Origin of the sequence: Nocardioides acrostichi (assembly GCF_015319165.1) — a bacterium.
In the GTDB taxonomy this organism is placed as follows: domain Bacteria; phylum Actinomycetota; class Actinomycetes; order Propionibacteriales; family Nocardioidaceae; genus Nocardioides; species Nocardioides acrostichi.
This window is the reverse complement of sequence record NZ_JADIVZ010000003.1, coordinates 113074-132254: the sequence shown is the minus strand read 5'-3', so window position 1 is coordinate 132254 and position 19181 is coordinate 113074. Positions and strand designations below refer to the sequence as shown.

Sequence of the window (19181 nt, the reverse complement as noted above, 5' to 3'; positions counted from 1 at the left end):
GGGACACGCCCTGCGTGTGACATGACTCACGGTCGATGCGAGGCACGGCGACGACGCTGCCGGGCGAGACCCACCCCGCCCGGGCCGGTCCCCCGGCTAGCCTGACGGAGTGTCAAAGACCGCTCTTGGCCGACCCACCCCCCAGCAGCTGCGTCGCGCTCTGGCGCGCGTGGAGCGGGGGGCCGCGCTCGACATCGACGAGGCCGCCGTGCTGCTGGCGGCCACCGGCTCCGACCTCGACCGGCTGACCGCTGCGGCCGCCCGGGTCCGGGACGCGGGGCTCGCGGCCTCCGCGCGGCTGACGCAGGGCGCCGCTGGAGAGCGCGGCATCGTCACCTACTCACCGAAGGTCTTCATCCCGGTCACGCGGCTGTGCCGCGACCGCTGTCACTACTGCACCTTCGTCGAGACGCCCGGCCAGGCTGCTCGCGAGGGGCGCGCGCCCTATCTCTCCCCCGACGAGATCCTGGCCATCGCCACTCAGGGCGCCGAGATGGGCTGCCTGGAGGCGCTGTTCACCCTCGGCGACCGGCCCGAGGACCGCTGGCCCGAGGCGCGGGCCTGGCTCGACGAGCAGGGCTACGACTCCACACTCGCCTACCTACGCGCGATGGCGGTGCGCGTGCTGGAGGAGACCGGGCTGCTGCCACACCTGAACCCGGGAGTCATGAGCTGGGAGGAGATGAACCGGCTCAAGCCCGTCTCGCCCTCGATGGGCATGATGCTCGAGACCACCTCCGCCCGGCTGCACGAGACCAAGGGCCTGGCCCACTACGGCTCGCCCGACAAGGCCCCCGCCGTGCGGCTGCGGGTGCTCGACGACGCGGGTCGACTCTCGGTGCCCTTCACCACGGGCCTGCTGGTCGGCATCGGCGAGACGCTCACCGAGCGCGCCGAGACCATCTTCGCGCTCCGGGCCTCCGCGCGGGCCTACGGCGCGATCCAAGAGGTGATCGTGCAGAACTTCCGCGCCAAGCCCGAGACGGCCATGCGCCATGTCGACGACCTCGACCTCGACGAGTACCGCGCAGCCATCGCCGTCACGCGGCTGGTGATGGGCCCGCGCATGCGCGTGCAGGCGCCGCCGAACCTCACCGACCACTCCGTGGGCAACGATGAGTGCCGGCTGTTGCTCGAGGCGGGCGTCGACGACTGGGGCGGCGTCTCCCCGCTCACCCCCGACCACGTCAACCCCGAGCGCCCCTGGCCGACTCTCGAGCGGCTGCGCGAGATCACCGACGCGGCCGGCTTCGAGCTGCGCCCCCGGCTGACCGTGCACCCCGAGTACGTGCGTCGCGCGCTCGCCGGCGACACCGGCTGGCTCGACCCGCGCGTGCTGGGCCACGTCGCGGCCCTGGCCGGTCCCGACGGTCTCGCGCGCCCCGGCGTCCGACCCTCGGGTCTGCCGTGGCAGGAGCCCGATGGCGGGTTCGAGTCGGCCGGTCGCACCGACCTCTTCAGTGCCGTCGACACCGAGGGGCGCACCGATGACCGGCGCGGTGACTTCACCGAGGTCTACGGCGACTGGGACGCCGTCGGGGAGGCTGCCCGCTCGACGGGCGCCGGCGCCGGGGTGCATGCCAACCTCGCCGAGGGCCGCGAGGCGCTCGCGGCTGCCGAGGCCGACCCCGGCGCACTCTCGGACGAGCACGCACTGATGTTGATGACCGCCGAGGGAGGCCTGCTCGAGGCGGTGTGCCGCCTGGCTGATGACCTGCGGCGCGACGTGGTCGGCGACGACGTCACCTACGTGGTCAACCGCAACATCAACTTCACCAACGTCTGCTACGTCGGGTGCCGCTTCTGCGCGTTCGCGCAGCGCAAGACCGACGCCGACGCCTACTCGCTCTCCTACGACGAGGTCGCCGACCGCGCCGAGCAGGCCTGGAGCCTCGGTGCGACCGAGGTCTGCATGCAAGGTGGCATCGACCCCGACCTGCCGGCGTCGGCCTACTTCGACCTCGTCGCCGCCGTGAAGCGGCGCGTGCCCGCGATGCACGTGCACGCCTTCTCGCCCATGGAGGTCGTCAACGGCACCGCCCGCACGGGTCTCTCGATCGAGGACTTCCTCATTAAGGCCCGCGAGGCCGGCCTCGGCTCGCTGCCCGGGACGGCCGCGGAGATCCTCGACGACGAGGTGCGCTGGGTGCTCACCAAGGGCAAGCTGCCCGCCCGCACCTGGATCGAGATCGTCTCCACCGCGCATCGGGTAGGCATCCCGACCACCTCCACGATGATGTACGGCCACGTCGACAACCCGCGGCACTGGGTCGGCCACCTGCGAGTGCTGGCCGGGGTCCAAGACGCCGCGCGCGAGCACGGCAACGCGGGCTTCACCGAGTTCGTGCCACTGCCGTTCGTGCACACCTCCGCACCGATCTATCTCGCCGGCGTCTCCCGTCCGGGTCCGACGTTGCGCGACAACCTCGCCGTGCACGCGATGGCGCGGATCATGCTGCACGGGCGCATCGACTCCATCCAGACCTCCTGGGTGAAGCTCGGGGTCGAGGGCACTCGGGCGATGCTGCGCGCGGGCGCCAACGACCTCGGTGGCACGCTGATGGAGGAGACCATCTCGCGGATGGCGGGCTCCGAGCACGGCTCCGCCAAGACGGTCGCCGAGCTCGAGGAGATCGGCGCCGGCATCGGCCGGCCCGTGCGCGAGCGCACGACCCTGTACGGCACTCGGCAGCCGAACGGGTGACCCGGCACGTGCCTACGGTGAGGGCATGAGCACCGGACCGCACGACTCCGCACACGACGACGCCGACAACGAGACCTACGAGGGCTACTCGATCGACGAGAGCGACCAGCTCACTACCGACGACACCCTGGGCGACGGCACGGGCGCGCCCGACGTCGACGACGAGCTCGACCGCGGCTACTCACCACCGGAGCGGTACTCCGCTGGCCAGGGCTTCGGCAACACCCCGTACGAGGAGGCCACCGGCGAGTCGCTGGAGCAGCGGGTCGCCCAGGAGGAGCCCGAGCCGGATCCTTACCTCGAGGCGGCCACCACCACCGAGAACAGCGAGGGTGAGGTGGGCGACCGGCGCGCCGGTCGGCTGGTCGCACCCGACGAGGGCCTGAGCGAGGACACCGAGAGCGAGCTCATCGGCGACGACGTCGGCATCGACGGAGCGGCGGCAAGCGCCGAGGAGGCCGCCGTCCACGTCGTCCCGGACGAGTAGCCGGCCGCTACTGCGCGAGCTGCTCCATGGCGGTGCGGACGCCGCATGCCACCCGGTCGCGCTCGGCCGCCGGGAGGTACTGCTGCTCGTCGTCGACGAGGTAGCCGAACACGGCCGGCCCACACCGATCGTCGGGCTGGTCGGGCATCCGCGGCACCACGTGCACGTGCAAGTGGCTGAATCCCTCGGCCTCGGAGAACTGCATGAGGTAGGTCTTCGTGCAGCCGGTCACCTGCTCCAGCGCCCGTGAGAGGCGATGGAGCAGGCCGCCGAGCTCTCCGGCTGCCTCCGGCAGGATCTCGGTCAAGGCCAGCAGGTGCCGCGTCGGCAGGATGACCAACCATCCGGGCAACGTCGAATTGAAGGCGTGCGCCACCCGCCAATGCGCCGTGCTCACGAGGTGCTCGCGAGGTGGCAGTTCTGCGAGACGGGACTGCTGTTCACAGGGGAAGCAACCGGGCAGCAGATCCGAGTCCACGTGCCCATTCTGTTCGGCTGTGGTGACAATTCGTGGCAGGTCACCCGAAAACTCGTGGCAGGTCACCTGAAAACTCGTGGCGGGTCACCTGAAAACTGGTGGCAGGTCAGCGGAAAACTGGCGACGGGTCACGTGGAGACTGGTGGCGGGTGAGCCCCTAGGGTCGGCACCGTGCGGTTCTCCATCAACCTGGCGTGGGTGCCCGTCGAGGAGTTGTCCGCCATCGCGCGGGCGGCCGATGAGACGGGCTACGACTCGGTCACCATTCCCGACCACGTGCTCGATCTCGAGACCATCGAGACGCCCTACCCGTACACCCCCGACGGACGGCGCCGGTGGCGGCCGGAGTCTGCGTGGCCCGACCCGTGGGTTCTGGTGGGGTCGCTGGCCGCGCAGACGACCCGGCTGCGCTTCATCACCAGCGTCTACGTGCTCAGTCTCCGCAACCCGTTCCAGGCCGCGAAGTCCATCGGCACGGCCGCGGTGCTCTCCGGTGGGCGGGTGGCGCTGGGGGCCGGCATCGGGTGGTGCCGAGAGGAGTTCGACCTGCTCGAGCAGGACTTCGGCACCCGGGGCCGCCGCACCGACGAGGCGCTGGACCTCATGGCGGCGCTGTGGCAGCCCGGCTGGACCGAGTTCGAGGGCGAGCACTACACCGCCCCGCGCATGTCGATGGAGCCCTCCCCCGGCGCCGTGCCCGTCTACGTAGGCGGGCAGTCCGAGGTCGCCCTGCGTCGCGCGGCGCGCCACGACGGATGGATCGGCGACATGTACACCGTCGACGAGGCGGGCACCTTCGCCAGGCGTCTTGCGGACCTGCGCGCCGAGGGTGGCCGCGAGGACGAGTTCTGTGTAGCCGTGGCCCTCACCGATGCGCTGGTCGTCGACGACTTCGCCCGCGCCGCCGACGTCGGCGTGACCGACGTGATGACCCAGCCGTGGGCGTACTACCACGGTCTCGACGTGAGCCTGGAGCAGAAGCTCGACGGGCTACACCGCTTTGCCGACGAGGTGTTGGCCCCACTGGGGGCGGCCAACTCGGCGACAAGGAAAAAGTAAAGAGCCGCTGGCGTCTCGGGTCACCAGCGGCTCACCAGAAACAGTACGAGGTCGACGGGCGGTTGTCACCCCGAAAGGGTGAGAAGCAGCCAAATTCTTCTGGTCGGTCCAGACCAGTGACACCCGCCCGGGTGTTCTCGTGACGGTCGGTGCGCGCGCTAGCCTCGCGTTCGTGACTTCCTCGCAAGAACCGGCCGGCGCCTCCGACGAGCGGATGCCGGGCTCGACCCGGTCGTCCTCTCAGCCCACGACGCCGAGCAGCAAGGCCGCCCAGGGCTCTGCCCCGGCCGGAGAGGCCAGCGACTCCGGCCCTCGCGAGTCGCCCCGCCAGCACCCGCCGGCCCCGGTGTCGGAGGACAACCCGCTGCGTGGGTCGCTGACGAGCGGCGTGTGGGTGGCGACGGTGGGGTTCGGCATCGTCTTGGTGCTGCTGGTCATCTTCATCGCGCAGAACACCACCGCCACGCCGGTGAAGTTCCTCGGCTGGCAAGGCGACTTCCCCGTCGCGGTAGTGGTGCTGATCGCCGTGGCCGCCGGCATCCTGCTCACGGCGGCGGCCGGCACGCTGCGCATCCTCCAGCTGCGTCGGCGCACGAAGCGCGGCATCAAGGCGCAGAAGAAGGCCGCCCGTTCGAACGCCTAGGAGCCGCGGTCATCTCCGCTTGGCGTAGCGGATGGCGTGCTTGGTCGCCTCGAGGTCGCGGTACCAGGTCTTCACCTCGACCCGGCAGCGGGCGCGGCCGACGCGCGCGGCGTAGGCGCTGCACTCGGCCATCGCCTCGCTCATGGTGGGCGGAAACTCCGAGGTTCCGTCGTAGTACTCGATACCGAACCCGTTGTCGGCCGTGCCGGTGACCCGCACGATGGTGTCGCCGGCGGGCTCCCGCTCAGAGTTCGGGCGGGCGTCGTCGGCGCGCGCGCTGAGGGGGGCCAGCACGGCTGCGGTGAGGACGACGGCGAAGGCCGCGGCGTGACGCGCGCCGGCGTGCGCTCGATGGATGGTCATGGTGTCTCCCGAGAGGTCGGACGCCGGTTGGTCCGGCGCTGCTCGGGACGCTAGGCGCGGTTCGCCTCATCCGACGCCCGTCGGGGCCCGCCTGTGGATCGACTCCACGCACCGACGTCTTGTGGAGACAGAGCGCGCCGGCGGGCAGACCTCAGCGGGCGAGCGTGACGGTGATGGTGGAGTTGGTGCAGCCGTCGGCGATCGAGGTGAGCGCCGACTTCTCGGTGCTGTCCACCGAGAGACCCCAGCGATGCTTCACCGCGACCCACTCGCGCACGTAGCGGCAGACCTGCTGCTGGGGCAGCCATTCCGCGGGGTCGCGGTCGCCCTTGGACTGGTTGACGCTGTCGGTGACACCGACCAGCGTGCGGTAGTCATCGAGGTCGTTGGCGTAGGCCTGCCGGGTCGCCGTGCTCCACGAGCGGGCCCCGGACCCCCAGGCCTCCTTCAGCGGCACCATGTGGTCGATGTCGATGTCAGAGGGATCGGTCCACGAGACGCCGTCGTAGTAGGAGTACCAGCGCCCACCCGACAGCGAGCACCCCGCACCGACGCTCACCGGGTCGTCGGCCTCCTTGATGAGCACCTCGTTGCGAGTGCTGCACCCGTCGCCGTCCGCGTCGATCCAGTGCGGGAACAGCGACCGGTCGTAGCCGGTGTCGTTCTCGGCCTGCGTCGGCAGGTCGCTGATCGCGGTCTCGAGCGGTGCCGAGTAGTCCTGGGCGTAGGCGGCCGCGGGAGCGGCGACGACTCCCAGGGGCAGGCCGACCAGGACGGCGCGGAGGGCGAGGACGCCGAGGCGTGAGGCGAGGACGGATCTCGAGATGGGCATGGGTCTCCCCGGGTGCGGGCTCCCGGGCCCGATCCCGGGGGCTGTGTCATGAGCCTCACGTGATCGAGGCGACCAGTCAACGACCGTGACCTGTCCGTGAGAGAAACGTTGGGGTGGGTTGTGACGACTCCCACTTCGGGAGCACGATCACCCTGCACGTCCGCAGCGCCCCACGCACGACCCCTTGTCCGAAAGGTTCTTCGTGGTCACGCCCATCGACCCCACCTCCTCCGCCTTCCTCCTCGTCGAGAACCGCTCGATGCCCATGCACGTGGGTGGGCTCCAGTTGTTCGAGAAGCCCGAGGGCGCGGGCCCGGACTACGTGCGCACGATGTACGAGGAGATGCGCGACGTCAGTGACGTCTCCCCGCTCTTCTTGAAGCACCCGCATCGCTCGGTGAAGACCGGTGGCCAGCTGGTGTGGCAGCCCGACGAGCTCTTCGACGCCGAGCACCACGTGCGGCACAGCGCGCTGCCGCAGCCCGGCCGCTACCGCGAGCTCTTCGAGCTGTGCTCGCGCCTGCACTCCACGCGCCTGGCCTGGGAGCGGCCACTGTGGGAGTCGCACGTGATCGAGGGTCTCTCCGACGACCGGATCGCGATGTACACCAAGGTGCACCACTCCCTGGTCGACGGCGTCAGCGCGATGCGGCTGTTGCAGAGCGTGCTCTCGACCGATCCCGACGAGCGCGACATGTCGGCCTTCTGGGCGGCCGAGGCGCGCCCGCGACGCAAGAAGGACAAGAAGGAGGGGGCTACGGGCGGCGCGCAGTCGTTGCCCGAGGTGCCGCTCGCCGTGCTCAAGAACACCATGGGCACGGCCATGAGCATCGCCGCCGACGCCGCCGGCATGCCCGGCGCCTTCGTGCGCACCCTCGCCCGGGGCGCGCGCAACGAGGCGTCGTCGGTGTCGTTCCACGCCCCCCGCACGATCTTCAACCAGACCATCACCGGGTCGCGGCGCTTCGCCGCCGACGAGTGGGAGCTCGAGCGGCTCCAGGCGATCGGCAAGGCCACCGGCACCACCGTGAACGACGTCGTGCTCGCCATGACCGCCGGAGCGATCCGCCAGTACCTGCTCGAGCTGGGCGCCCTGCCCGACGACCCGCTGGTCGCGATGGTGCCGGTGGGCCTGAACGCGAAGCAGTCGCACGTGGCCTCGGCCGAGGGCGGCAACGCCGTCGGCTCGGTGATGGTGCCCCTGGCCACCGACCTCGAGGATCCGCTGGACCGGCTCGACCGCATCCACGTCGCCATGACCGATGGCAAGGAGGCGCTGTCGACCATGACGCCGGCGCAGATCCTCGCCATGACCGCCATCGGCCAACTGCCCGCCATCGTGCCGCCGCTGCTGAACATGCACGGCATCGTGCGCCCGGCCTACAACCTCATCATCAGCAACGTGCCCGGCCCACGCACCACGCACTACTGGAACGGCGCGAAGCTGGTCGGCACGTACCCGCTGTCGATCCCGATCAACGGCATGGCGCTCAACATCACGTGCACCTCCTACGACGGCCGGATCGGCTTCGGCCTCACCGGGTGCCGCCGCACCGTGCCGCGGCTCCAGCGCCTGCTCACCTTCCTCGACGAGGAGGTCATCGCGCTCGAGAAGGGCGCGGGGGTGCTGTAGCCCGCGTCGATCCGAGATCGTCGAACCCGCCGCCCAGCCGCTCGGCCACCGCGCGCAGCCGCAGTCGGGTGATGTCGGCGACGGTGGGCAGCCCGGCCGCACGTGCACGCGAGCCGGGCCGGGTCGGCTCGGCCGAGTTGACCGAGAGGCAGGTGCGCGTACCGCCGTCGGCAGCGTTCAGCTGTGCGACGGCGTGGCCGGTGGTCCCGCTGCCGGCGAAGAAGTCGAGCACGCGGGCGTCGTCCGGCATGGTGGCGACGATGCGGCGCAGCAGGCTGGTGGGCTTGGGTGACTCGAAGACGTGCCCGACGAGCGCCTTGAGCTCGGCGACGGCCGTGTCGGTCGACCCCACCTCCTCGGCCAGCCAGATCGTGGAGAGCTTCTTGCGGCGGCCGGCGTGCAACCGGTCGCGCTGGTAGACGTCGACCCGCTCGCCGAGCCGACCCCGCACGACCCGGCACACCAGCTCGCCGGAGCGCTCGGCCACCAGCGCGGCGCTCCACCGCCACACCGCCGAGGCGCCGTCCCCGAAGACTGGGAGGATCTCCTGCGAGCCATCGAAGGGGACCGTCGCCACCCGGCCGGACGACGCGTCGCCGTGCAGTGGGTAGTGCAGCGTCGGCGCGGAGCCGGGGTGGAAGCGCTTGTTGGTGTTGCGCAGCGGGAGCAGCCGGAACGGCCCGGTGTCGTCACGGTGCGGGAAGTCGCGCGGATCGACCGTGTCGACGCTGCTCGCCTCGAGCACGCACGCCGCTGCGTCGCGCGCGTAGACCAGCAGGTACTCGTGCGAGGTCGCGAACCCTCCCCCGAGCTGACGGCCCTTGGGGTTGAGCTGCACCACCACCTGGGCCAGCCGGTTGGCCTCGCCGAAGATCTCGTCGAGCAGCAGCCGCAGGTGTGCGACCTCTCCGTCGTCGATGCTCACCGCGATGGCGCCGTGCTCGGCGAGCACCTCGCGCGCCGCCGCCAGGCGGGGACGCATCATCGCCGTCCAGGCCTCGTGCCGGGTCTCACCCGGCGCCGGGCACACGTCGTCGGTGTAGGCGAAGCGATGACCGGTGTTGTAGGGCGGGTCGAGGTAGACGAGGTCGAAGACCTCCCGGCGCGCCGCGAGCGACGTCAGCACCTCGAGGTTGTCGCCCTCGACGAAACGGTTGGTCGCCGGCACGCACCCGACCCTAGGCCGTGATCGGCTCGGCGGCGCCACGTTCCGGTTCCGCGCCCTCCTCGCGTCGCACCAGGTTCCGCACGTCCGGCACGAGGCAGGTGAGCAGCGAACTGACGCCGATGACGAGTCCGATGACGACCAGCCACGTGCGCAGCCCGACGAGCTCGGCCACGGGTCCGGTCAGCGCCAGGCCCACGGGTCGCATCACGAACGAGCCGACCATGTCGAGGGAGTACACGCGGGCCAGCGTCTCGGGCGGGATCTGCTGCTGGATCGAGGTGTCCCACCACACCGAGAAGATCTCCAGACCGAGCCCGTGCAGGAACGCCCCGACGAGCACCCCGGCGACCGTCGGCGACCACGCCATGGCGAGGGGGAAGCACGCCGTGAGGCTCAGGCACACCGTGCCGACGAAGAGGGCGTGGCGCGGCCGCCAACGCAGGGTGAGGAGCCCACCGACGACGAAACCGCCCATGAGCGCCGCGAGCGCCCAGCCCCACGCCTCGCGGCCGAAGTCGTCACCGACGACGATCGGGCCGAGCACGCCCTGGGCACCGCCGAAGAAGAGGTGGTAGAGCAGCGCTTGGCCGATGAGCAGCCACAGCCACGCGTGCCGGCGCACCTCGCGCAGCCCGACGGTGAGGTCGCTCAGCATCGAGGTGTGCTGCTCGGGCAGCACCTGCGGCACCCGCAGCCGCCAGAAGCAGAGCGCGGCCAGCAGGTAGCTCGCGGCGTCCAGAGCGATCACGGCGCCGGCACCCCACCAGGCGACGAGGAGGCCCGCCAGGCTGAAGCCGCCGATCGTCGCGAGGTTGGCGCTGATCCGCCGGACGGCGATGGCCCGGCTCAGCTCGGCCGCGGGCACGGTCAACGGGGTCATCGCCTGCGAGCTCGGGCCGCCGAGGGCACTGAAGACTCCGTTGGCCATGCCCAGGACGGCGAGCAGCGGCAGGCTCGCCCACCCGCCGAGGAGGCTCGCGGCGATGACGGCGTGACCGAGCGCGGAGGCGACCGAGGCGCCCTCGAGCATTACCTGCCGAGGCACCCGGTCACCCAGCACGCCGCCGAGCAGCGTCGTGATCACCTCGGTGAGGGCGTACGCCCCGACCACGAGCCCGAGGTCACTGGCCGAGCCACCCAGGTCGAGGACGGCGAAGGCCAGGGCCACCACCGTCAGCGCCGTACCGGCGCGGCTGATCGTCGCGCCGAGGGTGAGCCACCTGAAGTCCGGGTGGGCGAGCGGTCCGAGCGTCCGATGCACGCGGGCAAACTACTTCGCCACCGAATCATCCGGCAACGAACGGTCGACCGGGGTGGTCCGACATCCCCTTCGACCACGACGTGGAGGCGATCGTGACCCTCATCTCCCACATGGGGCACTACCGGGCGCGACGCATCCCCTCGGAGGAGGACCGGCGCAAGGCCTACGTGCAGGTCACCGACGCCGGCTGGCCGACCTGCTCAGGCCCGTGCTGCGGGCCGCCGAGACGCTCTAGGGCGGGCCTCCCCCAGTACCAGGATCCGCGCGGGATCCTCTCGTCCCAACTTGAGCGTCGTCGCGTCGTGGCCGACCCACACCAGCGCTCGCTCGTGCCGCGCACCGTCGGCGAGCACGGCGTCGGCCAGCGCGTCGGCCGTGGCCCGGTCGAGGTGGGCGGTCGGCTCGTCGAGCACGAGCACGTCGGGCTCGGCGAGGAACGCACGCGCCGCGCCCAGGCGCGCCCGCTCACCGCCCGAGAGCGAGCCGTCGCCGGCCAGGAGTGTGTCGAGCCCGGCCGGCAGCCCGGCCATCCATCCCTCGAGGCCGGCGCGCGCCAGCGCGTCGACGATGACGTCGTCGGCACACCCGGGGCGGGCCAGCCGCAGGTTCTCGCGCACCGAGGTGGCGAACACGTGCGGCTCGGCGTCGGCGAGCAGCACGTGCCGGCGTACCTCCGCCGGTCCCAGGTCGGACGACGCCGCACCGGCCAGCGTGTAGGTGCCGCTGCGCACCGGCACCTGCGCCGCGAGCAGCGCGGCCAGGGTCGACTTGCCGCACCCCGACGGACCGGTCACGACCAAGGTCTCCCCCGCCTCGAGCCCGAGTGACACGTCGACGAGCACGTCGCGCTCGCCCCAGCCCGTCGCCACTCGGTGCAGCGCAAGGGGTCGCGCGTCGGCGACGCGCGCCGGCGTCACGGGCTCGGCCACGGCCGGGGTCGTCGCCGCGAGGGCATCGAGCCGCTCTCGCGCGGCGCGGGTGCGCACGGAGACGACCGCAGCGTCGACGACCGGCGCCATCGCCTCGGCGAGCGCGAGCGGCACGAGCAGCAGCAACGCGGCGACGGGTCCGCCGATCGTGCCCGCCTGCTCGTGCAGCGCGGCGCCGGATGCCGCCACGCCCGCGAGCCCGGCGACCACGACGACGGCCCGGGCCAGCGCGGCGCCGCGAGCCGAGGTCGCCGCGTGCGCGGCCAGGGACCGACCCCGGGCGTCGACCCGGCGGCGGGCCGCGTCGTCTGCCTGCCACAGCCGCAGCTGGCGGGCAGCGGCGACGGCGGTCTCGACCTCCGTGCCCAGATCGGCGCGCGCGTGCACGAACCCCCGCTCCGCGCGGGCCGTGGCCCAGCGGGCCAGGCCGGCGGCCACCAGCGCCACCAGCACCACGACCAGCGCCGCCACTGCCGCGCGCCAGGAGATCGGTACGAGGATCCCGGCCGTCACGAGGCCGGTGACCAGCGACGTCCAGACCGGCAGCCGCACCCGCAGCCGCTCGTCGACCACGGCGTCGACGTCGTCGACGATGCCGGCCAGCAGATCACCGCGGCGACGTCCGAGCCGGGCCGGCACGAGCGGCACCAGGGCGGCGTAGACCTCGGCTCGCCGACGCGCCAGCAGCAGCAGGGCGTGGTCGTGGGAGACGATCCGCTCGGCGTAGCGCAGGGCCGGACGGGCGATGCCGAACGTGCGCACCCCCACGATGGCCACCAGCAGGGTCAGCACCTCGGGGTGCTGGGCGGAGCGGGCGATCAGCCATCCCGCGGTGGCGGTCAGGGCGATGCCGGCGAGGGCCGAACCCGAGCCGAGCAGGACCGAGAGCCAGAACCGAGAGGCCGGCTCCGGCGCCTCCTCGGCCTCCGGCGCCGACTCCGCGAGCCGGACGGCACCCGCCGATGCGGCACCAGGTCCGGCGTCCGGCACCTCGAGGGCGATCACGTGGTCGGCGGCCTCGACCACGGCCGGGCGGTGTGCGACCACGATGACGGTGGCCGTGGTCGCAAGACGGCGCAGGGTGCGCAGCAGCACCGCCTCGGTGTCGTCGTCGAGGTGGGCGGTGGGTTCGTCGAGCAGCACGTACGGACGCCGCGCCAGCACCACGCGAGCCAGCGCGAGCCGCGCCGCCTGCCCGGCCGAGAGGCCCAGGCCGTCGTCGCCGAGTCTCGTGGCGAGCCCGTCAGGGAGCGAGTCCACGGGTAGCTCGACGGCGTCGAGGGCGGCGAGGATCTCCGGCTCGGAGGCGTCGGGGCGCCCGAGCGACACGTTCTCTCCCACGGTGCCGGGCAGGATCCACGGCCGTTGCGGTACCTGGGCCAGCAGGCGGGGATCGAGACGGTCGATCAGATGGGCGAGCAGGGTGGACTTGCCGGAACCCGACGCCCCGACCACGGCGGTGATACCCGTGGGCGGCACGACGGCGTGGTCGAGCACCAGCGCCGGTGTCGTGCGACCCGGATAGGTGACACGCACGTCGTCGAGCACGATCGGAACGGGATCGATCGCCGGCGAGGCGAGCCGCTCCGGATCCCCGACCCCCTGGCGGTGGACCGAGGGATCCGGAGCGGGAGTCCAGCCCCAGGGGGAGAGGCTGGAGGAGAGAGCGTCGATCGACGCGAACGTCGCGACCCCCTCGGCGGCAGCATGGAACTCCGCACCCACCCGGCGCCAGGGCCAGAAGGCCTCCGGTGCGAGCAGCAGCACCACGAGCGCGGTGCCCAGGCCCACGCTGCCGGCGGCCAGCCGCAGTCCGACGGTGACGGCCACCACGGCCACCGACAGCGTCGCGACCAGCTCGAGCACCGCACCGGAGGCGAATCCGAGGCGCAACGTCTCGGCCGAAGCGCGGCGGTACCGCTCGGTGATCGCGCGCACGCGCGCCCCCTGGCCCTCGGCCCGGCCGTAGGCGACCAGCGTGGGCAGCCCGCGCACCAGGTCGAGGAAGTGTCCCGACAGCAGGCTCAACGCGTGCCACTGCCGGTCAGCGGAGTCCTGCGTGCGCAGCCCCACGAGCGCCGCGAACAGCGGCACCAGCGGCAGGGTGAGCACCAGCACCAGGGCCGACCAGACGTCTTGGGAGGCCACCGCGAGCACGATCAGCACCGGCAGCACGAGGGCCGTCGCGAAGGCGGGCAGGTAGCGGGTGACGTAGGGCTCGGCCGCCGCCACCCCGCGGGTGGCCAGCAGGGTCAGGTCGTCGGGGCGGACGCCGCTCGAGCGCCCGGCCGCGGCCATCACCTCGCCCCGCAGGCCGAGGGAAACCCGGCCAGCGGCCGCCTGCGCGCACGAGTCGACCAGCAGGGTCACCAGCCCCCGCCCGACACCGACCAGCACGACGGCCAGTGCGGCAGAGCGCCAGGCCCGGCCCTCGACGACGTCGACCACGAGCGCCGCCACCGCGAACGCCTGGGCCACCACGAGCAGTCCGCCGGCGACGTTGCCGCCGAGCACACCCGCCAGCGGCACTGCGGCCGGGCGCAGCCGGCGGACGGCACGGGGGTCGACGGGCTTCATCTCAGGGCTCCTCCCGGGGCGGTCGGGTGGTCAGGCGTGGGAGACGCCGGGCACGTCGGCGGGGATGTGGTGCACGGTGAGGCGGCGCCGGAACACCCAGTAGCTCCAGGCCTGGTAGGCGAGCACGATCGGGGTGAAGACCAGCGCCACCACCGTCATCACCACGAGCGTGTAGTGCGTGGCCGCGGCGTTGGTGGTGGTGAGGGAGTAGGCGGCGCTGGTCGACGACGGCATCACGTCGGGGAACAGCGCGGCGAAGAGCCCCGCCACCACGCAGGCGATGGAGGCGAAGGTGCCGGTGAACGCCCACCCCTCACGGCCCCTCCAGATGGCGACCAGCCCGCCCACGAGCGCCAGGGCGCCGAGCACGAACAGCACACCGGAGAGCGCGCTGCCGGTCATCGCCTGGGCCCAGAGCAGGAAGGCGACGGCCAAGACGGCGGCCACGACGCCGGTGCGCAGTGCGAACGCCCGCGCCCGGTGCCGGATGTCGCCGTCGGTCTTGAGCGAGATGAAGATCGCGCCGTGGGTCAAGAACACGGTGAGCGTGACCAGCCCGCCGAGCAGGCCGAACGGGTTGAGCAGGGTCAGCAGGGAGCCGGTGAACTCCTGGTCGGCGTCGATCGGCACACCGCGCACGACGTTGGCCAGGGCGACGCCCCACAGCAGCGCCGGCACGAACGAGCCGACGGTGAGTGCGGCGTCCCAGCGGGCACGCCAGACCGGGTCGGTGCGCTTGCCGCGGTACTCGAAAGCGAGGTTGCGCACGATGAGCGCCACCAAGATGAGCAGCAGCGCGAGGTAGAAGCCGCTGAACATGGTGGCGTACCAGTTCGGGAACGCGGCGAAGGTCGCGCCGCCGGCGACGAGCACCCAGACCTCGTTGCCGTCCCAGACCGGGCCGACGGTGTTGTAGAGCACCCGGCGCTCCGTCTCGCCCTTGGCGAGCACCGGCAGCAGCATGCCGACGCCGAAGTCGAAGCCCTCCAGGGCCAGGTAGCCGATCCAGAGGACCGTGATGAGGATGAACCAGACGGTGGTCAGTTCCATGACGAGATCTCCTCGGCGGGTCAGTAGGCGAACGCCATGGGGGCGTCGTCGGTGTCGTCGTCGGTACGCCGCAGCGACGGCGTGGGCGGCTCGGAGAACGCGGGCGCGCCCATCCGTACGAAGGTCGCGAGCAGCCGCAGCTCGATGACGGCGAGCACGGCGTAGAGCACGGTGAACACGATGAGCGAGGTCCACACCTCGTAGCCGGTGACGCTGGCGGAGACGGCCTGGTCGACGCTCATCAGGCCGAACACCGCCCACGGCTGGCGGCCCGCCTCGGTGAAGATCCAGCCGAACGAGCTGCCGAGGGTCACGAGCACCGGGGTGGCGACCGCCAGGGCCGGCCACCAGCGGCCGGTCGGCGCCTTGTTCTTGCGGGTGAGCCACAGCAGACCCGCAGCGAGCAGGGCTCCGAGCATGCCGACGCCGATCATGTAGCGGAAGGACCAGTACGTGAGGGGGATGTTCGGCACATACCCGTCGGCGGCGTAGTACGCCGCACCGGGATCCTGGCCGTACTGCTGCTCGTACTGCGCGCGCAACTCGTTGATGCCCTGCACCCGCCCGTCGAACTCGCCCGTGGCGAGGAACGAGAGCAGCTTCGGGATCTTGATCGCGAACTTCTCGCTCTGCCCGTCGGGGGTGCCGATCGTGAGAATCGAGAACGACGCCGGCTGCTCGGTGTCGTAGAGCGCCTCGGCGGCCGCCATCTTCATCGGCTGCACCTCGGTCATGATCTTGCCTTGGACGTCGCCGGAGATCGCGACGCCGAGACTCGCGATCAGCGTGACGACGGCGCCGATGCGGATGCCGCGCCGGTAGAGGCTGCGCTCGACGGCGACCGCGTCGGTCTGCTCCGGACGTCGCGCCTCGCGCAGGTAGAGCCAGCCGGAGACACCGACGACGAACGCACCGGCGGTCATGTACGCCGCCAGGATCACGTGGGGGAACGTCACCAGCTGCACCTTGTTGAACATGACCGCCCCGAAGTCGTGCAGCTCGGCGCGACCGGTGTCGGGGTTGTAGGCGTAGCCGACCGGGTGCTGCATCCAGGAGTTGGCGGCGAGGATGAAGTAGGCCGAGAAGAGGGTGCCGATGTGGGTGAGCCACATGGTGGTGGCGTGCAGACCACGCGGGAGCCGGTCCCACCCGAAGATCCACAGGCCCAGGAACGTCGACTCGAGGAAGAACGCCAACAGGCCCTCGATCGCCAGGGGCGCACCGAAGATGTCGCCGACGAAACGGGAGTAGCTCGACCAGTTCATGCCGAACTGGAACTCCTGCACGATGCCGGTCACGACGCCGATGGCGAAGTTGATGAGCATCAGCTTGCCGAAGAACTTCGTGAGCCGGAGGTACTCGGGGTTCTTCGTGCGCAGCCAGCTGGTCTCGAACGCGGCGACGACGCCCGTGAGCCCGATCGTGAGCGGCACGAAGAGGAAGTGGTAGACGGTCGTGGCGGCGAACTGGAGCCGGGCGACATCGGTGAGGTCCATGGACGCTCCTCTCGAGGCAAGATCCTGTGCCCCCATTACTACTACGCTTCGTAGTACTACGCAACGTAGGTACGATGTACGGCGTGCCACTGCGATCTCTCGGCGAACTGGAGCGAGCCGCCCTCGACGTGCTGTGGGCAGCCACGGAGCCACTCTCGGTGCGCGACATCCACACCGCCCTGGCGCTCGATCGCGACCTGGCCTACACCACCGTCATGACCGTCCTCGACCGCATGGCGAAGAAGGATCTCGTGACCCGCAGCCGCGAGGGACGCGCCTTCGTCTACCGGGCGGCGGGCACCCGGGCCGCCATGACCGCCGACCTGATGCGCGACGCGCTGGCCGAGTTCTCGGTCGACGACCGCGGCACCGCGCTGGTCGCGTTCGTGACCGAGGCCGGCGAGGAGGAGCGCGAGGCTCTGCGCCGCGCGCTGGCCGCACTCGAGGACCAGCCGTGACCCCCGTCGTCCTCGCGCTGCTCGCGGTGCTGCTCAGCGGCGCGGTGCCGCCCGGGCTGGCGCGGGTCGGCGTCCTGCACCGGGCTCCCCGCGCCGCCCTCGTGCTGTGGCAGGCGATCGCGCTGGCGGCCGTGCTGGCCGCCCTCGGCGCGTCGCTCTCGCTGGTGACCTCGGCCCTCAACCCCGGTGCCGGACTCAGCCTGCACCCCGGCCCCTGGCGAAGCGTGGTCGCCACGATCGCGCTCGCGGTGACGGCACTGGTCATCGGCCGGCTGCTGCTGACCGCCCACCTGGTCGGCACCCGCACCCGCACCCGCCGACGCCAGCACCGCGACCTCGTCGACCTGTTGGCCTCGCGGGCCGACCCGGACACCCCCGAGCTGGGTGGGTCGGACCTGCGCATCATCGAGCACGGTGCCCCGCTGGCCTACTGCCTGCCCGCGGTGCGCCGGCACCGACTCGTGCTCAGCGAGGCGGCGCTCGACCTGCTGGCCCCCGACGAGCTCGAGGCCGTGCTCGCCCACGAGCGCGCGCACCTGCGCGCCCGTCATGATCTGGTGCTCGAGGCCTTCACCGTGCTGCACCAGGCGTTCCCGGCCGTCGTGTCGAGCAGCGCCGCCCTGGAGCAGGTGCGGCTGCTCGTCGAGATGCTGGCCGACGACGACGCCCGCCGCCGAACCGGCGCCAAGCCGCTGGGCCGGGCCCTGGCCACCGTCGCGGCCGGCCCCGAGCAGCTCGGCGCACTGGCCGCCGGTGGTTTCGCCGTGGTGGCCCGCGTCGAGCGGCTGCGCGACGACCGCTCGCACCGCGTGCTCGCGGCGACCCTCTACGCGGGCGCTGCGGCCGTGCTCGCCGTCCCGACCGTGCTCGTGGCGCTGCCGTGGCTGCTCTCGCTGTGGTGAGCCGATTCAGGTCAGGGGGAGGAAGATCCCGCCGCCGGCCATGCCCACGTCGAGCATGCCGATGGCCAGGCACTCCTGCGGCGCCTTCGCGCCGGTGGTCTCGTCGAGGCACACCGCCATCGTGAGCTTGCGCGTCTTCGCGCCCCGGTGCAGCCGCAGGAGGCCGTACCGACCCAGGCGGTAGTGCCCGCGGCGCACCGCCCAGTGGTCGTCGATGTCGTACTGCGTGCGCAGCACGTAGCGGCCGTCGCGCCACAGCCGCAGCCGCACCTCGCCGATGTTCTCGGGCATGTCGTTGCGGTCCAACCACTGCCAGGTGCCCTGGAGCCGGTGCCCGGCGCCGTAGAACCCGAGCCGGCGGGTGAGCAGCGCATTGCCGTCGTCCCACTCGTCGCCCCACGGGATCATGCCGTCGACGTAGAGGTCGTCGCCCAGCTTCGCGTCGAGGTCTGCTCCCGGGTCGGGGTGCACCACGGCGCCGATGGCGGTGTGGTCGAGCTCGACGAAGCCCGACGCGGCGTCGTACCAGTAGTGCACGCAGCCGGGCACGGCAGAGCTGCATCGGGCGGGCACGCCACCGCGCGGCCAGCCCACGTAGGGCCGGTCGGCATACGCCCAGGTGTCGTCGATGAAGAACACCACCGCGTGGTAGTGCTGCACCCGCCCCTCGGAGTAGGTGCGCACGTCGTCGACCCAGCGCTGGCGGGCCAGGGAGTCGTGCCCATCGAGGTGGGGGCCGCCGTCGCCGTCGGCCCAGACCGTGTAGGTCAAGATCCTGGTGGCGTAGCCGTCACGGTCGAAAGCGACGGTCACGTGGTGTGCCCCCGGGGTCGCGGTGAACCGGATCGGCACGTCGACGTCGTCGGTGCTGTCGACCGACTGGGCCGGCACCTGCGCACCCACGCCGTCACCGGTGACCGTGATGGTCGTCGTGCTGGGCGTACCCGTGCCCACGACGTGGAAGGAGTAGGTGCGCTGCTCATGGGTGGCCAGCTCCCAGGGGCGCTGCTCACTGGGGCCCCACGACGGCACCGGCTGTGGGTCGTCGGCGCTCGCCGGGGCGGCGACGGCGAGCAGGGCCGCCACCACGGCGGTGCTCAGCCACGTGGGGACGACACGGCAGAACGCGGCAGACCTCACC

Annotated in this window: 16 protein-coding genes; 7 read left to right on the top strand and 9 right to left on the bottom strand. The window is 71.9% G+C overall.

Annotated elements, in window-relative coordinates; translation table 11 throughout:
• The first annotated feature begins 109 nt into the window (after positions 1-109).
• Both ISG29_RS08480 and ISG29_RS08475 read left to right on the top strand, forming a co-directional pair.
• Positions 110-2704 carry a bifunctional FO biosynthesis protein CofGH gene (locus ISG29_RS08480; RefSeq protein WP_194502990.1) on the top strand — a complete coding sequence of 865 codons (2595 nt, stop codon included), beginning with the start codon at positions 110-112 and terminating at the stop codon, positions 2702-2704.
• 25 nt (positions 2705-2729) lie between these two features.
• On the top strand, positions 2730-3191 hold the full coding sequence (locus tag ISG29_RS08475; RefSeq protein WP_194502989.1) for a DUF5709 domain-containing protein: 462 nt from the start codon (positions 2730-2732) through the stop codon (positions 3189-3191).
• A gap of 7 nt (positions 3192-3198) precedes the next feature.
• Here the strand turns inward: ISG29_RS08475 and ISG29_RS08470 are convergent, their stop codons facing one another.
• A complete protein-coding gene (locus tag ISG29_RS08470) occupies positions 3199-3588 on the bottom strand; it encodes an HIT family protein (protein ID WP_207792904.1) in 390 nt (129 codons plus the stop codon).
• Between the two features lie 252 nt (positions 3589-3840).
• On the opposite strand from ISG29_RS08470, the gene ISG29_RS08465 reads away from it, so the two are divergent.
• Both ISG29_RS08465 and ISG29_RS08460 read left to right on the top strand, forming a co-directional pair.
• On the top strand, positions 3841-4728 hold the full coding sequence (locus tag ISG29_RS08465) for a TIGR03619 family F420-dependent LLM class oxidoreductase (RefSeq protein ID WP_194502988.1): 888 nt from the start codon (positions 3841-3843) through the stop codon (positions 4726-4728).
• A 172-nt stretch (positions 4729-4900) separates the two neighbouring features.
• Complete coding sequence (locus ISG29_RS08460; RefSeq protein ID WP_194502987.1) at positions 4901-5371, top strand: LapA family protein; 471 nt, start codon at positions 4901-4903, stop codon at positions 5369-5371.
• 9 nt (positions 5372-5380) lie between these two features.
• Here ISG29_RS08460 and ISG29_RS08455 read toward each other — a convergent pair whose 3' ends face one another.
• The gene (locus tag ISG29_RS08455) at positions 5381-5734 is read right to left on the bottom strand and encodes a hypothetical protein (protein WP_194502986.1); all 354 of its coding nucleotides are present in this window, start codon (positions 5732-5734) and stop codon (positions 5381-5383) included.
• Positions 5735-5885: 151 nt separating this feature from the next.
• Positions 5886-6566: an HNH endonuclease family protein gene (locus tag ISG29_RS08450; protein ID WP_194502985.1), complete on the bottom strand. Its 681-nt coding sequence runs from the start codon at positions 6564-6566 to the stop codon at positions 5886-5888.
• Between the two features lie 202 nt (positions 6567-6768).
• Here ISG29_RS08450 and ISG29_RS08445 point away from each other — a divergent pair, with 202 nt between their 5' ends.
• Complete coding sequence (locus ISG29_RS08445) at positions 6769-8199, top strand: WS/DGAT/MGAT family O-acyltransferase (RefSeq protein WP_194502984.1); 1431 nt, start codon at positions 6769-6771, stop codon at positions 8197-8199.
• On the opposite strand, the gene ISG29_RS08440 is transcribed toward ISG29_RS08445, so the two are convergent.
• The 5 genes from ISG29_RS08440 to ISG29_RS08420 form a co-directional block, all read right to left on the bottom strand.
• Entirely contained in the window at positions 8165-9367 is a 1203-nt protein-coding gene (locus ISG29_RS08440) for a site-specific DNA-methyltransferase (RefSeq protein WP_194502983.1), read from the bottom strand. The genes ISG29_RS08445 and ISG29_RS08440 overlap by 35 nt on opposite strands.
• Positions 9368-9377: 10 nt before the next feature.
• Complete coding sequence (locus ISG29_RS08435; protein WP_194502982.1) at positions 9378-10628, bottom strand: MFS transporter; 1251 nt, start codon at positions 10626-10628, stop codon at positions 9378-9380.
• Between the two features lie 200 nt (positions 10629-10828).
• Positions 10829-14134 carry a thiol reductant ABC exporter subunit CydD gene (cydD, locus tag ISG29_RS08430; protein WP_194502981.1) on the bottom strand — a complete coding sequence of 1102 codons (3306 nt, stop codon included), beginning with the start codon at positions 14132-14134 and terminating at the stop codon, positions 10829-10831.
• Positions 14135-14164: 30 nt separating this feature from the next.
• Complete coding sequence (cydB, locus tag ISG29_RS08425) at positions 14165-15184, bottom strand: cytochrome d ubiquinol oxidase subunit II (protein ID WP_194502980.1); 1020 nt, start codon at positions 15182-15184, stop codon at positions 14165-14167.
• A gap of 20 nt (positions 15185-15204) precedes the next feature.
• The gene (locus ISG29_RS08420) at positions 15205-16680 is read right to left on the bottom strand and encodes a cytochrome ubiquinol oxidase subunit I (protein WP_194502979.1); all 1476 of its coding nucleotides are present in this window, start codon (positions 16678-16680) and stop codon (positions 15205-15207) included.
• An 83-nt stretch (positions 16681-16763) separates the two neighbouring features.
• On the opposite strand from ISG29_RS08420, the gene ISG29_RS08415 reads away from it, so the two are divergent.
• Both ISG29_RS08415 and ISG29_RS08410 read left to right on the top strand, forming a co-directional pair.
• Entirely contained in the window at positions 16764-17138 is a 375-nt protein-coding gene (locus ISG29_RS08415; RefSeq protein ID WP_407940178.1) for a BlaI/MecI/CopY family transcriptional regulator, read from the top strand.
• Positions 17135-18040: a M56 family metallopeptidase gene (locus ISG29_RS08410; protein ID WP_194502977.1), complete on the top strand. Its 906-nt coding sequence runs from the start codon at positions 17135-17137 to the stop codon at positions 18038-18040. Before ISG29_RS08415 ends, ISG29_RS08410 begins: the two co-directional genes overlap by 4 nt.
• A gap of 6 nt (positions 18041-18046) precedes the next feature.
• Here ISG29_RS08410 and ISG29_RS08405 read toward each other — a convergent pair whose 3' ends face one another.
• A complete protein-coding gene (locus ISG29_RS08405) occupies positions 18047-19180 on the bottom strand; it encodes a hypothetical protein (protein WP_194502976.1) in 1134 nt (377 codons plus the stop codon).
• Position 19181: the final 1 nt, after the last annotated feature.

Excerpts from the sequence above, each read along its gene's own strand:
- cydB (WP_194502980.1), bottom strand. The coding sequence starts at position 15,184 with ATGGAACTGACCACCGTCTGGTTCATCCTCATCACGGTCCTCTGGATC.
- cydD (WP_194502981.1), bottom strand. The coding sequence starts at position 14,134 with ATGAAGCCCGTCGACCCCCGTGCCGTCCGCCGGCTGCGCCCGGCCGCA.
- ISG29_RS08455 (WP_194502986.1), bottom strand. The coding sequence starts at position 5,734 with ATGACCATCCATCGAGCGCACGCCGGCGCGCGTCACGCCGCGGCCTTC.
- ISG29_RS08475 (WP_194502989.1), top strand. The coding sequence starts at position 2,730 with ATGAGCACCGGACCGCACGACTCCGCACACGACGACGCCGACAACGAG.
- ISG29_RS08450 (WP_194502985.1), bottom strand. The coding sequence starts at position 6,566 with ATGCCCATCTCGAGATCCGTCCTCGCCTCACGCCTCGGCGTCCTCGCC.
- ISG29_RS08420 (WP_194502979.1), bottom strand. The coding sequence starts at position 16,680 with ATGGACCTCACCGATGTCGCCCGGCTCCAGTTCGCCGCCACGACCGTC.